This is a genomic window from Clostridium sp. HBUAS56017, assembly GCF_007115085.1.
GTDB classification, from domain to species: Bacteria; Bacillota; Clostridia; order Clostridiales; family Clostridiaceae; genus Clostridium; species Clostridium cibarium.
The window spans coordinates 42362-56484 of the sequence record NZ_SULK01000011.1; the positions used below are offsets into that span (position 1 = coordinate 42362).

At 30.0% G+C, this 14123-nt stretch carries 12 protein-coding genes and 1 other annotated feature; of the genes, 11 read left to right on the plus strand and 1 reads right to left on the minus strand.

The window, feature by feature from the left end:
* Window positions 1-192 (minus strand): helix-turn-helix domain-containing protein (locus FAY47_RS10750; RefSeq protein ID WP_143316795.1); only part of this gene is annotated, 192 nt, incomplete at its 3' end.
* Window positions 193-416: 224 nt separating this feature from the next.
* On the opposite strand from FAY47_RS10750, the gene FAY47_RS10755 reads away from it, so the two are divergent.
* The 11 genes from FAY47_RS10755 (at window position 417) to FAY47_RS10805 (ending at window position 14116) form a co-directional block, all read left to right on the plus strand.
* The gene (locus FAY47_RS10755; RefSeq protein WP_143316717.1) at window positions 417-1229 is read left to right on the plus strand and encodes a transketolase; all 813 of its coding nucleotides are present in this window, start codon (window positions 417-419) and stop codon (window positions 1227-1229) included.
* 13 nt (window positions 1230-1242) lie between these two features.
* The gene (locus FAY47_RS10760; RefSeq protein WP_143316718.1) at window positions 1243-2172 is read left to right on the plus strand and encodes a transketolase family protein; all 930 of its coding nucleotides are present in this window, start codon (window positions 1243-1245) and stop codon (window positions 2170-2172) included.
* Between the two features lie 43 nt (window positions 2173-2215).
* Window positions 2216-2866 (plus strand): fructose-6-phosphate aldolase, encoded by a 651-nt coding sequence (gene fsa, locus FAY47_RS10765; protein WP_143316719.1) that lies wholly within the window; start codon window positions 2216-2218, stop codon window positions 2864-2866.
* A 254-nt stretch (window positions 2867-3120) separates the two neighbouring features.
* Window positions 3121-4749 (plus strand): NAD(P)/FAD-dependent oxidoreductase, encoded by a 1629-nt coding sequence (locus FAY47_RS10770; protein ID WP_143316796.1) that lies wholly within the window; start codon window positions 3121-3123, stop codon window positions 4747-4749.
* A 173-nt stretch (window positions 4750-4922) separates the two neighbouring features.
* Complete coding sequence (locus tag FAY47_RS10775; protein WP_143316720.1) at window positions 4923-6530, plus strand: FG-GAP-like repeat-containing protein; 1608 nt, start codon at window positions 4923-4925, stop codon at window positions 6528-6530.
* Window positions 6531-6656: 126 nt separating this feature from the next.
* Window positions 6657-7577 carry a CorA family divalent cation transporter gene (locus FAY47_RS10780; protein ID WP_143316721.1) on the plus strand — a complete coding sequence of 307 codons (921 nt, stop codon included), beginning with the start codon at window positions 6657-6659 and terminating at the stop codon, window positions 7575-7577.
* A gap of 76 nt (window positions 7578-7653) precedes the next feature.
* A complete protein-coding gene (locus FAY47_RS10785; RefSeq protein WP_143316722.1) occupies window positions 7654-9330 on the plus strand; it encodes a GH3 auxin-responsive promoter family protein in 1677 nt (558 codons plus the stop codon).
* A gap of 215 nt (window positions 9331-9545) precedes the next feature.
* Complete coding sequence (locus FAY47_RS10790) at window positions 9546-10781, plus strand: U32 family peptidase (RefSeq protein WP_143316723.1); 1236 nt, start codon at window positions 9546-9548, stop codon at window positions 10779-10781.
* 162 nt (window positions 10782-10943) lie between these two features.
* Window positions 10944-11191: a binding site (T-box leader), on the plus strand.
* Between the two features lie 55 nt (window positions 11192-11246).
* Window positions 11247-11882: a methyltransferase domain-containing protein gene (locus FAY47_RS10795; RefSeq protein WP_143316724.1), complete on the plus strand. Its 636-nt coding sequence runs from the start codon at window positions 11247-11249 to the stop codon at window positions 11880-11882.
* 142 nt (window positions 11883-12024) lie between these two features.
* Entirely contained in the window at window positions 12025-12594 is a 570-nt protein-coding gene (locus tag FAY47_RS10800; RefSeq protein WP_143316725.1) for a carbonic anhydrase, read from the plus strand.
* 148 nt (window positions 12595-12742) lie between these two features.
* Entirely contained in the window at window positions 12743-14116 is a 1374-nt protein-coding gene (locus FAY47_RS10805; RefSeq protein ID WP_143316726.1) for a cation:dicarboxylase symporter family transporter, read from the plus strand.
* Window positions 14117-14123 lie beyond the last annotated feature (7 nt).

The window sequence follows — 14123 nt, forward strand, 5'->3', positions numbered from 1 at the left end:
TGGTTCATTAATTTTAATTTGAACTACACCTTTATCTTTTGCTTCTTTTAGAAGTCTTGAAATCTTAGAACGAGAGGTGAAGATTCTATTTGCAATTTCTGACTGAGTCATATTGTGATTGTAATATAAACTAGCAACCTCAGATAAGAGAAATAATTTTTCGTTTTCATTTAAATTATCATAATCTTTCATTATTATCACCTATATTTGAGTAAATTTTAATTATATGAATAAATGTTCATCTAATTATATAAGATTTATGAAGTTATATCAATGAAAATGAATAAAATCGAAAAGAATAATGCACATATGTGCATTAGTTGAGAATATGTTGAATGAACAAAAAACATATGTTACTATTTAGACAAGATAGAAAAACGTTTAAATTTATTCTCAGAAAGTAGGAGGTTAAAGGAATGGATAAAGAAGTTCTGTTTAATAAGTCAAAAGAAATAAGAAAGAATATTATTGAAATGATATATGAGGCTAAATCAGGACATCCAGGTGGAGCTCTATCATGTACAGATATTATTACATATTTATATTTTGAAAGGATGAAGGTTTATGTAAACGAACCTCATAAAGATGGTAGAGATAGATTTGTATTAAGCAAGGGTCATGCAGCTCCTGCACTTTATGCTACTTTAGCAGAAAAAGGTTTCTTTTGTAAGGATGAGTTAATGAAATTAAGGAAGATAGGAGCTTTACTTCAAGGACATCCAGATGCTAAGAATATTCCAGGTGTAGATGTATCTACTGGATCACTAGGGCAAGGAATTTCAAATGCTGTTGGAATGGCATTAGGATTAAAGTTAGAAAATAAAGATTCAAAGGTTTATGTTCTATTAGGCGATGGAGAACTTCAAGAGGGGTTAGTATGGGAAGCAGCAATGTGTGCAGCTCATTATAAATTAGATAATCTAGTGGCTATAGTTGACTATAATGGACTACAAATAGATGGGAAAAATGAAGAAGTTATGAGCATTAGTCCATTAGATGAAAAGTGGAAAAGCTTTGGATGGAAAGTAATAAAATGTGATGGTCATGATTATGAAGAACTTGATAAGGCTTTTGAAGAAGCAGATAAGGCAAATAATACTCCTGTAGTGATTATTGCTAAGACTATAAAAGGAAAAGGGGTAAGTTTCATGGAAAATCAGGCTGGATGGCATGGACAAGCACCTAACTTAGAACAAAAAGAAAAAGCAATAACAGAGATTTGTGGATAGGAGGAAAGTTAATATGGGAAAAGCAACAAGAGAGTCATATGGAATGGCGTTAGTACAATTAGGAGAAAGCAATGAGGATGTTGTAGTTTTAGATGCAGATCTTTCAAAGTCTACAAAAACTAATGGCTTTAAATCAAAATTTGATGATAGATTTTTTAATATAGGAATAGCTGAGCAAAATATGATGGGAGTAGCTGCTGGACTTGCTAACGTTGGGAAGATACCATTTGTAAGTACATTTGCAGTGTTTGCAACAGGAAGAGCTTTTGAAGTTATAAGAAATTCAATATGTTATCCAAAGATGAATGTAAAAATTGCAGCGACTCATGCGGGCATAACTGTAGGTGAAGATGGTGGTTCACATCAATCAATTGAAGATATTGCTTTAATGAGTGCATTACCAAATATGACAGTAATAGTTCCATCAGATCATAGAGAAGCAATGGCAGCTGTTCATGCAGCAGCTGAAATAAAAGGTCCTGTATATTTAAGATTTGGAAGATGTAATACAGAAGACATATTCGATGATAACTATAAATTTGAAATTGGCAAAGGTGTAGAAATTAAATCAGGAAATGATGTAGCAATAATAGCTACAGGTATGATGGTTCAAAAAGCTATCAAGGCAGCAGAAAAATTAGAAAAAGAAAATATAAGTGCAAGAGTAATAAATATTTCAACAATTAAACCAATAGATGAGGAAATAATTTTAAAAGCTGCTAGAGAAACCAAGGCTATAGTAACTGCAGAAGAGCATTCTATAATAGGTGGACTTGGAGCTATGGTTTCTAGTTTAGTGTGTGACAAGCATCCAACAATAGTAAAGAAGATAGGTATTAATGATGTTTTTGGTGAATCAGGAACACCAGATGAGTTAATGGAGAAATACAAATTAACAGATGATGAAATAGTTAGAGTAGTAAAAGAAACCATAACAAAATAGAAAGTTAATTTAGAAATATAGATTAAAACGAGGAGTGATTAAAATGAAAATATTTATTGATACTGCCAATGTTGAAGAAATTAGAGAAGCTAGCAAATTAGGAGTATTAGCTGGGGTTACAACAAATCCATCATTAATAGCTAAAGAAGGAAGAGATTTAAAAGAAGTAGTTGAAGAAATTTGCTCAATAGTAGATGGACCAATAAGTGCTGAAGTTATCAGCTTAGAATCAGAAAAAATGATAATAGAAGCAAGGGAATTAGTTAAATTACATAAGAACATAGTAATCAAAATACCAATGTGTGAAGAAGGATTAAAGGCAGTAAGTGTGCTATCAAAAGAAGGAATAAAAACAAATGTAACTTTGATTTTTTCACCACTTCAAGCATTACTAGCAGCAAGAGCTGGAGCTACATATGTAAGTCCATTTTTAGGAAGATTAGATGATATAGGAAATCCAGGGATAGATATAATAAAGCAAATTGTAAAGATTTTTGAAGTACATGATATTAAGAGTGAAATAATATCAGCAAGTGTAAGAAATCCAATGCATGTACTAGATGTTGCAATGGCAGGATCACATATTGCAACAATTCCATATAGTGTTATAATTCAGATGACTAAACATACATTAACAGACCAAGGAATTCAAAAATTCTTAGAAGATTATGATAAGGCTTTTGGTAATAATTAATTAGCTAGACAAATGTATTTTTATATATAAATTAATAACAATTAAGTGCTACTGTGAAATATAAGTTAGATTTATATTTTGCAGTAGCACTTACATTTTACAGATATGATTATTTATTATGAATTTAGTATCATTCCAAGAATATAATATTATATTGAGTTGATGATTTTATTGTCAAAAGGGGTTGAAGCTATTTGTATAGGAGTGTTAGGTATACTCAACCAAATAATCCTACAAATTTTGAAAGGCATGAAATGTTACAAGTTGCATTAAAAGAAGCAAAGCATATTGAAGATTTTGATAGTATAATAGAACTTTTAAGTCCACCCATGGACATTACAACAATTGGAGTTCCAGGAGAGTTTAAGGGAGTAAAAGTTGGAATAATTGGAGGGGGTCTTGCTGGCCTTTGTTCTGCTTTCGAATTGAGAAAACTAGGCTTTGACATGACTATTTTTGAAATGCAAAAAGAGCGTATAGGAGGCAGGGTTTATACCTATTATTTTGATAGAGAAAAAAGATATTATGGTGAAGTTGGAGCTATGCGAATACCTGTATCCCATGAAACTATTTGGCACTATATTAATCTTTTTAAATTAAAAACTAGACCTTTTATTCAAAACAATGAAAATGCAATTATATATGTAAGAAATAGACGAGCTAGAAATGACTCCAAGGGTATAAGTGTAATGGAAAATATTTATCCGGAATTTGAATTAAATACATGGGAAAGAGGTACTTCATGGCAAGAACTTATAGAGTATGCATTAGGAACTAATCTTTTAAAACTTAACCCAATGGTGAGAAGAGAAATATTACAAGTAAAAGAGGAGTATTCTCCCATGATTAAGTATTTAGGGAGTTTTGGAGTACGTAGAGTTTTCGAAGAAATGGGTTTAAGTGAAGGTGCTATTGAATTAATTTCATGTGTAGCTCCATTTTTGGGATCATTTTATTATAATAGTTACTATGAAAATCTCCAGGAAGATTACACGGTAGATTCTGCATTTAGATACGAGCTAGTAGGAGGCTCAGTTAATTTGCCTCTTGCTTTTTATTATTCACTCATATCTAAAAGACCTAAAGATTATCAGAATATAGAAGAAAGCAATTTAGGAAATGTAACGTGGAAAAACGGTAAAGCAGTTACTGGAATTTATAAAAATAATGATAAAATCATTCTTGAGTATAGGAATCAAATAACTTCAGAAATTTCTTTAGAGGAGTTTGATTTTGTTATTTGTACGATTCCTTTTTCAAGTCTTCGTAATGTAAGAGTATATCCTATGTTTAGCAATAAAAAAATGCAAGCTATTAAAGAAGTAAAATATGTATCTTCACAGAAGACAGCTTTTATGTGTAGTGAACGTTTTTGGGAAAAAGGTAATGCCAAGGAGAAAATAATAGGAGGAGGAACATACACAGATCTATCTATCGGGACTATTTGGTATCCGGGTTATCATAGTGTAATAAATAGTGATAATTATAATTCATACAAGGAACCAGGAGTATTATTGGCATCATATAATCTTGAACAGGATGCTATACGTTTGGGAAACCTAGAGGATAGAATACGTACTGAGGAAATAAAGAGACAAGTTGAGGCAGTTCACGGACTTAAGAGGGGATATCTTGATTATGTAGTGGAAAATTATAAAACTGTACACTGGAATGAGGAAGAAGGATTTTATGGTGCATTTTGTTATTTCATGCCTGAGCAACAAGCTGAATTTTCCTATTCAATGTCAACACCAGAATATAATAATAGAGTATATTTCGCAGGTGAACATACATCTTTAACCCATGGTTGGATGCAAGGAGCATTAAATAGTGGGATGAAAGCTGCAAATTCCTTAGTGGAGTATTGTAAAGTTATTAAGTAAATATCACATATTAAAAACTGAATTTGATTAATTTCAAATTCAGTTTTTTAATGGGACTTTTAGATATATATTGTAATAATATGAATATATTAGTTAAAAACCCAGGAGAAATATGTTATTATAATAATGGTATATTGTAAAAAAAAGTAAGAAATAAGGAGGAGAAAGCGATTATGAAAATTACATTAAAAAGAGTATTAGCAGTAATGCCATTATTTTTACTGTTTTTCCTAACTGGCAAAGAAGTAAAAGCTGATACAAATGATGGATTTACTTATCCAAGTGCGTATGGGTGGTGGAATGAGACAGGCTATGATGCTAATAAAATAGCTGAGAGAACAGTTAGTGGAGATTTTAATGGAGATGGAAAAGAAGATGTGGCAGCAATGTATGACTACGGCAACGGAGAAAGTAGGATACATGTGTTTTTGTCAACAGGAAGCTCATTTAGTTATCCAAGTGGATATGGATGGTGGAGTGAGACAGGCTATGATGCAGGAAAATTGAAAGGAAGAATGGTAGCTGGAGATTTTAATGGAGATGGAAAAGACGATATAGCAGGAATGTATGACTATGGCAACGGAGAAAGTAGGATACATGTGTTTTTGTCAACAGGAAGCTCATTTAGCTATCCAAGTGCGTATGGGTGGTGGAATGAGACAGGCTATGATGCAAACAAGATAACAGGAAGAATGGTAGCTGGAGATTTTAATGGAGATGGAAAAGACGATATAGCAGGAATGTATGACTACGGTAATGGAGAAAGTAGGATACATGTATTTTTGTCAACAGGAAGTTCATTTAGTTATCAAAGTGCATATGGATGGTGGAATGAGACAGGCTATGATGCAAACAAGATAACAGGAAGAATGGTAGCTGGAGACTTTAATGGAGATGGAAAAGACGATATAGCAGGAATGTATGACTATGGCAACGGAGAAAGTAGAATACATATGTTTTTATCAACAGGAAGTTCATTTAGCTATCCAAGTGCGTATGGATGGTGGAAAGAGACAGGTTATGATGCAAATAAAATAACAGATAGAATGGTAGCTGGAGATTTCAACGGAGATGGAAAAGATGATATAGCAGGAATGTATGACTATGGCAGTGGAGAAAGTAGAATACATATGTTTTTATCAACAGGAAGCTCATTTAGTTATCCAAGTGCATATGGATGGTGGCATGAGACAGGTTATGATGCAAAAAGAGTAGCAGGGAGAATGGTAGCAGGTAATTTTAATGGTACTGGGGGAGAAGATATAGCAACTATATATGATTATGGAAATAGCGAGAGTAGAGTTCATATATTCTTATCAAATAGTACAAGTTCTCCAAGTAGCAAAGCAGATGTGGAAAAGTTGCTTAATGTTGCAAGAAATGAAATAGGATATCATGAAATAGGGAATAACTGGACTAAGTATGGAGCTTGGTATCCAATGCAAAATCAACCTTGGTGCGCTATGTTTGTTAGTTGGTGTGCTAATCAAGCAGGAATATCAACTGATATTATACCAAAACATGCTCTTTGCCAGACTGGAGCAAATTGGTTCATGAATAGAGGATTATGGAATTATAGAGGTAGCTATACTCCAAAGCCAGGAGATATTATCTATTTTTATTATAGTGGAGCAATTAACCATGTAGGTATCGTTGAATCAGTTTCAGATAGTTATGTACAAACAATAGAAGGAAATACTTCTGATCAAGTGGCAAGAAGAACATATAGTTTTGGTGATTCTAGAATTGCAGGATATGGATCACCTCAGTATACAAGTTAGTTTAATTAAAAAGGACAGAACTTAAGGAGTTAATTAAGTTCTGTTTTTTTATATATCTTTATATTGTTTTATAAAATAAAATATGTTAGTATTCAATAAAAATATAGAAAAAACTAGGTGATATATATGGTGTATTGTTTAAAAGATAATATTTTGCAAAAAGATAGTATTGATAGTATAACTTGCGAAAAAAATAAAAAGTATGTTTTTATTTGTAGTTTTAATGAGTTAGAGAACATTAGAGAGAAAATAGGAATAGATAAAGAAATAGCCTTGCAATGTGTTAATGGAATAACATCAAAATTTGAAAGTAATTTTGGGTTTGATTTTATTTCTTTAATGGTTCCACATATAAGCGATCCACTAAGGGATCCATATAGAATATGTGTTTATTTGAATAATAACATATTAGCATTTATTTGTGATAATGAAAAAATTATAACTGATTATATCGGATACATATTTGATGGTAATCAAAAGATTACAAGCATATCAAAAGTTCTTGATATTTTTTTTGATAAACTTACAGTGGAAGATACATATGATCTAGAGAATATTGAGGAAGAAATTTCTGAACTAGAAGAAGGATTAATAAATTCTGTTGACAATGAGTGCTTTAAAGAAATAATGATGTTAAGAAAAAAACTTTTAATACTCAAGAGATATTATGAACAATTTTATAATATAGCTGAAGGTGTAGAAGAAAATGAAAATGGATTAATTGATCAAAAGACTATTAAATCTTTTAAAATGCTTACAAATAGAATTAATAGATTATATGGTTCAGTGATTAATTTAAGAGATTATGTGAGTCAAGTAAGAGAAGCATATCAAGCTCAAGTAGATATAAATCAAAATAATTTAATGAAAGTATTTACTGTTATTACTACTATATTCTTACCTCTTACATTAATTGCTGGATGGTATGGAATGAATTTAAAAATGCCTGAATATGAATATGAATATAGCTATCCAATAGTGATATTTATAAGCATTCTTATAGTTTTGGGATGTATTATTTGCTTTAAAAAGAAAAAGTGGTTTTAGTTGTATAAATAACGGGGTATTATAATAAATTTTATCATATATTTAATTAAAGAGAAATTTTTCGGAAGTATGTGTTATGAGTATGATAAGCAAAATGCTTTACAGAACTACTATATTTGCAGGTGGCCTGTTGGAAAAAAGCTTTAATAAAAAAACAAAGGATCCTCTTAGAGTAAATGAGCATGTTTTGAAAAAAATATTAAAAATGAATGCTAAGAGTGAGATAGGACTAAAATATGATTTTGATCATATTAATTCTGTAGAGCATTTTAAGAAGAAAGTTCCATTAAGCCAATATGAAGATTATGATAATTATATAGAACGAATGGCAAAAGGTGAAAAGAATATTTTAATTTGTGATGATGTAAAGTACTTTGGACATACATCAGGAACTACAGGAAAACAAAAGTTAATTCCATGCACTAAGAAAAGTAGATTAGTAGCTGCAAAGTATATGGCGTTGCTTATTACTAGATTTTCATATAACAATTTTAAAGAAAGTTGGAATTATGGAAAAGGATTAATGATATCAGATATGGTAATGACCACTTATAGTAAGGGAGGAATTCCAATTTGTTCGGCTACTTCTGGAGGAATGAATGGAATAAGTAAAATATTACCTTATTTATATACTTCTCCTGTAGAAGTTATGGAAATAAAAGATAAAGAGGATTCAATATATCTACATCTTCTATTTGCATTGGAGGAAGTTAAACTTTTATATATAAGCGGAGTTTTTATTTCAAATGTTTTAGATTTATTTAGAATTTTAGAAGAAAAACATGAAGATTTAGTTAAAGATATAAGAAGAGGTTATATAAATAAAAAATTAAATTTGGATGAATTTACTAGAAAAAAGATAAATAAATATTTATCACCAAATGCTAGTAGAGCAGATAAGTTAGAAGAAGAATTTAATAAGGGATTTAAAGGGATAAGCAAAAGAATATGGCCAAGTCTTAATTATCTTACTACAGTAACAGGAGCAAATTTCAGCATATATGATGATAAGGTGAACTATTATACTGATTCATTACCTATATATTCTCCTGCTTATGGTGCAACAGAAGCTATGATAGGAATTAATCCTTATTCTGATAAAATTAGATATGTAATTTTACCAGATACAGCCTTTTATGAATTTATTCCACTTAATGAATGTGAGAAAAAACAAATTGAAACTTTATATTTAAATGAAGTAAAAAATGAAGAAAAATATGAAATTGTAGTTACGAATTATGCTGGTCTTTATAGATATAGAATTGGGGACGTTGTAAAGGTAATTGGGTTTTATAATAATTCTCCTGAAATTGAATTTTTATATAGGAAAAATCAAGTGCTAAATATGGTGGCTGAAAAGACTAATGAGGAACATATAACAAATGCAATAAGGAATACTGTAAAAAAAATGAACTTAAGTTTAGTAGATTATACTACAAAGCCAGATAATTCAATAACTCCTGGAAGATATATTTTTTATTTTGAATTAAAAGATATAATATCGGATTCTAAGAAAAGATTATTACAAGAAGTATTGGATAAAGAAATCAGAGCTTCAAATTTAGCTTATGATAGAGCAAGGAATAATAAACGATTAGGGATTGTGAAAATAATGCTTTTAAAACCAAATACTTTTAAATTAATGAAAGAATCTCTAATTAGTAAAGGTATATCTAAAAATCAAATTAAAATTCCAAGGGTAGTAACCAATAAGGAGTATCTGTTAAAGATTTTAAGTGAAAACCATATTTAAAAATAAAGTGTTTCATATTAGATTTTTAGCATATGATAAACTTGAGAAAATATACATTTGCAAGTGTAATGTTGTTAGTTTATTATATAATATGTAAAAAAGGAGATTGTTTTTATATAGATAAAAGATGAGATCTAAATATTATAATTAGAGTGTACAATTTTACTATATATAAGAGAATAAAGAATAAATTAAGGACATGAGGATGAATTTATATGAAAAATAAATTAAAAAAACCAGAACTTTTAGCTCCAGCAGGTAGTTTAGAAAAATTAAAAATTGCCTTTCAATATGGAGCAGATGCTGTTTATTTTGGTGGGGAGATTTTTTCCTTAAGAGCAGCAGCTAAAAACTTTTCATATGAAGATATGGAAGAAGGGGTTAAGATAGCCCATAATCTTGGAAAAAAAATGTACTGTACAATAAATATAATGCCTAAAAATGAGGATTTGGAAAAATTACCTGAATTTTTGAAAAAGCTTGAGGAAATAGGAATTGATGCTGTCTTAGTATCTGATCTTGGTGTGTTTTCAATGGTAAAGAAACATAGTAATTTACCAATACACATAAGTACACAAGCTAATACAATTAACTATGAAGCATGTAATATGTGGGAAAGCTTTGGAGCTGAACGTGTTGTTTTAGCTAGAGAATGTTCACTTAAAGAAATCAAGGAAATCCGAAAAAATATTTCTGAAGAGTTAGAACTAGAAGTTTTTGTTCATGGATCAATGTGTATTTCCTATTCTGGAAGATGTCTTCTTTCAAGTTATATGGCTGGTAGAGATTCTAATAGAGGTTCATGTGCTCAGTCATGTAGATGGAAATATTCTTTAATGGAGCAAAAGAGGGAAAATGAATATTTCCCAATAGAAGAGGATTCAAATGGTACATATATTATGAATTCAAAGGATTTATGTATGATTGAATATATACCAGAACTTATGGAGGCAGGAATTTCATCATTAAAGATTGAAGGTAGAAATAAGAGTGAATATTATGTAGCTATAATTGTAAATGCATATAGAAAAGCTATTGATTTGTATTATAGTGATCCTGAAAATTATGAATTGCCAAATGTATTATTGAATGAAATGTATAAAGTAAGTCATAGAGAATATCATACAGGATTTTTCTTTAGCGAGCCTAAGAGTGAAGGGATAATATATAATACTAATGATCATGTTAGGGAATATGATGTTGTAGCAATTGTACATGAATATGATGAAGAAACTCAAATAGCATTATGTAAACAAAGAAATAAATTTATTTTAGGAGACAAGGTTGAAATTTTATCTCCAAATTCATTTGGTGAATCCTTTGTTATTGAAGAGCTATATAATGAAGATGGAGAAGCTATAGAGACTTGCCCGCATCCTGGAATGATGTGTAAGGTAAGGATACCATTTAAAGTTGAAAAAAATAGTTTTATTAGGAAAGAATTAGTATAAGAATTAGGGGTTTAGAGTTATAACTTTAAACTCCTAATTTATTTAGTGATTTATATATTATCTCAAAATATAAGAATAAGAAATTTATAAAATGAATGTACAAAAATAGGAAAATAGTATATTATATTAATATAGCATACAAAACATATATGACATATAAGTTAATATGCGTTGAGAAGAAATAGTAGTATAGTTGAAATTATCAGAGAGAAGTCTTTAAAGCTGAAAGAGATTTTTAATGGATTCTATGTGAATGCATCTTTGAGCACTGCCTCGAATAAGAATTAGTAGATAGCAGCGGGAACTCCCGTTATAGAGTTATAGTATGGTAGTACTAGATAAATGAGATTCTATTAAGTTTGTTTAATAGTAATTAGAGTGGAACCGCGGAATAAACTTCTGCCTCTATATTTTAGAGGTGGAAGTTTTTTGTATTTATATTAATAAAAGAGGAGGAAATTTAAAATGAGTTCAAAAAAATATTTTGACAATATAGCTTCTAGTTGGAATAAGATGAGAAGTGAATATTTCAGAGATGAAGTTAGAGAAAGGATACTTGAGAAGTTAGATGTGCAAAATAAGGTAGTTGGAGATTTAGGGTGTGGTACAGGATTTATATCGCTAGCTCTAGCTAAGAGAAAAGCAAATATAGTTTTTTCAATTGATCAGGCAAGAAACATGCTTAAAGAATTAAAGATGGAAAGTATAAAGCATGGTTATAATAATATATATCCTGTGAAGTCCTTATTAGACGATTTAGTTATATTTGATGAAACTCTCGATGCAATAACAATAAATATGGCACTTCACCATGTTATAAATGCTCAAAAAGCAATAAAAGAAATGTATAGAGTATTAAAAAAGGGAGGGAAAGTTGTAATTTCAGATGTTTATGAGCATAATGGTCAATGGGCGAAAACTGAAATGTTCGATGAGTGGTTAGGATTTAGTAATAATCAAATATATAAGTGGCTTGATAGCAGTGGATTTAAAAATATTTCTATAGAGAATACTGAGCTAAAAGCTAGGGGATATTCTAGTAAAGGTGAATATACAGAAACAGATATTTTTGTGGCTACTGCAATAAAGGGAGGAGATTAAATAAAATCAAGAACCGTTAAAAGTGATAAAAAATATAACTAAAAAAATAAATTGGAATAAAAAAGTAGAATTGTAGTAAAATTCTACTTTTTTCATTAATATAGTTTATGGTATAATGGTTGAAATTTAGAAGGAGGTTTATATGAAAAAGCTATATGAAATATTAGAATATAATATTGATTTTGTACAAAATAAAATTTATGAAAAATATTCCACATCTAAAAATCCTGATAAAAAGATAGTAATTTTATCTTGTATGGATACTAGGTTAACAGATTTATTACCAAAGGCATTAAATCTAAAAAATGGAGATGCTAAGATAATAAAAAATGCAGGTGCAGCAATAATGCACCCTTTTGGAAGTATAATCAGAAGTATAATAGTTGCTATATATGAATTTGAAGTTGATGAAGTATTAGTAATTGGTCATCATGGATGTGGTATGTGTAATTTGGATACTGGAGAGCTAATAAGCAAAATTAAAGACAGAGGAGTATCTGAAGATGTAATAGACACATTATTTCATTCAGGAATTGATATAGAAAAATGGCTTAAAGGATTTGATTCAGTAGAAGATTCAATAAAAGATAGTGTGGAACTAATAAAAAGACATCCATTAACGCCTAAAAATGTTGTTGTACATGGTTTGGTAATATCTCCAGAGACAGGAAAGTTAGATGTGGTTGTTAATGGATATCTCAATAATGAATAAATTATATGACAGACATTAATCTTAGTTTTAAGGTAATGATCTGTTTTTTTTTGTTTTCTATATATTAACATTGACACGGAGAATTATTATTGATATCATATTAAACATATTAAACATATAAGACTTATAAATATTTAAGGAGGAAATTATGGATAGTACATTTTTTACAAAGTTTATTATGATTACTAGTATAAATACATTAGTATTTATTGCAATTTTATTTGGAATATTTTTCGGAATGAGAAAGTTTGAAAAAACAAAAGCTAGCTTTTCAAAGCGTATGATTATATCTACAATAATAGGTTTAGCTCTTGGACTTCTCGTTCAATTAGTTGCAGGATTTCCAGGTGACACTGTTGATGTAAAATGGATAGGTGAGGTTGTTAAGTGGTATAGTTTAGTTGGAAATGGATTTATGGATCTATTAAAGATGTTAGTTGTACCATTAGTATTCCTTTCTATATTAAGAGTAATAATTAATATGAATGCAAAACAAAATTTAGGAAAGCTTACAACAAGGTCTATATTAGTTTTACTTGGGACAACAGCAATCGCTTCTATTGTTGGTATAATAATAGGAAATATATTCAAGCTAGGAGTTGGTGTTGAGGCAGTTGAAGGTAAAGCTGAGATGAAAGATGTCATTTCAATAGTAGACACACTAAGAGGGCTTTTACCAGCTAACCCTGTAAAGGCTATGGCTGATGCTAATATAGTAGCTGTTGTCATATTTGCAGCCTTTATTGGTATCGCAATTAAAAGGTTAAGCGCAAAACATTCAGAAGTTATAAAACCAGCTGTAGATTTGATAGAAGCTTCATACAAAATAATGACAAGCGTTGCTAAAACAGTAATTAGATTTATGCCATATGCCGTAATTCCTTTACTATCAAACACAATTGCAGGAAAAGGCATAGGAGCAATATCAGTTGTTATTAATTTTATTATTGCATTATACGTAAGTGTAGCTGTAATGTTTGTTATACACTTAGTAATAGTTGCGTTAAATGGATTAAATCCAATTAAGTATTTGAAAAATGTTGTAGAACCACTAATTTTAGCCTTTACTTCACGTTCTAGTCTTGGAACATTACCAGTAACTATTGATACTTTAACTAAAAAGGTAGGGGTTGAAAATGGTATTTCAAGTTTTGTTGGAAGTTTAGGGTCTAATATCGGAATGAATGGATGTGCAGCCATATACCCAGCATTAATGTCTGTTACTATTGCTAATATGTCGGGAACGCCAATGAATTTTAGTTTTTACGCTATGCTTGTAGTTATAGTAGTAATTAGTTCGCTTGGTATTGCAGGATTACCAGGGACAGCAATAATGTCAGTATCAGTTGTAATATCAGGTATGGGAATGGGAGCGTATTTCCCACTAGCAGGCGCTATTTTAGCAATAGATCCAATTCTAGATATGGCAAGAACTATGTTAAATGTTAATGATACTATGGTAACCGCAGTTACAGTAAGTAAAAGTTTAAATGAATTAGATAAAGAAGTTTTTGTAGGATAATGTTATA

Excerpts from the sequence above, each read along its gene's own strand:
- FAY47_RS10770 (WP_143316796.1), top strand. The coding sequence starts at position 3,121 with ATGTTACAAGTTGCATTAAAAGAAGCAAAGCATATTGAAGATTTTGAT.
- FAY47_RS10800 (WP_143316725.1), top strand. The coding sequence starts at position 12,025 with ATGAAAAAGCTATATGAAATATTAGAATATAATATTGATTTTGTACAA.
- FAY47_RS10790 (WP_143316723.1), top strand. The coding sequence starts at position 9,546 with ATGAAAAATAAATTAAAAAAACCAGAACTTTTAGCTCCAGCAGGTAGT.
- fsa (WP_143316719.1), top strand. The coding sequence starts at position 2,216 with ATGAAAATATTTATTGATACTGCCAATGTTGAAGAAATTAGAGAAGCT.
- FAY47_RS10785 (WP_143316722.1), top strand. The coding sequence starts at position 7,654 with ATGAGTATGATAAGCAAAATGCTTTACAGAACTACTATATTTGCAGGT.
- FAY47_RS10805 (WP_143316726.1), top strand. The coding sequence starts at position 12,743 with ATGGATAGTACATTTTTTACAAAGTTTATTATGATTACTAGTATAAAT.
- FAY47_RS10755 (WP_143316717.1), top strand. The coding sequence starts at position 417 with ATGGATAAAGAAGTTCTGTTTAATAAGTCAAAAGAAATAAGAAAGAAT.
- FAY47_RS10760 (WP_143316718.1), top strand. The coding sequence starts at position 1,243 with ATGGGAAAAGCAACAAGAGAGTCATATGGAATGGCGTTAGTACAATTA.
- FAY47_RS10780 (WP_143316721.1), top strand. The coding sequence starts at position 6,657 with ATGGTGTATTGTTTAAAAGATAATATTTTGCAAAAAGATAGTATTGAT.
- FAY47_RS10795 (WP_143316724.1), top strand. The coding sequence starts at position 11,247 with ATGAGTTCAAAAAAATATTTTGACAATATAGCTTCTAGTTGGAATAAG.
- FAY47_RS10775 (WP_143316720.1), top strand. The coding sequence starts at position 4,923 with ATGAAAATTACATTAAAAAGAGTATTAGCAGTAATGCCATTATTTTTA.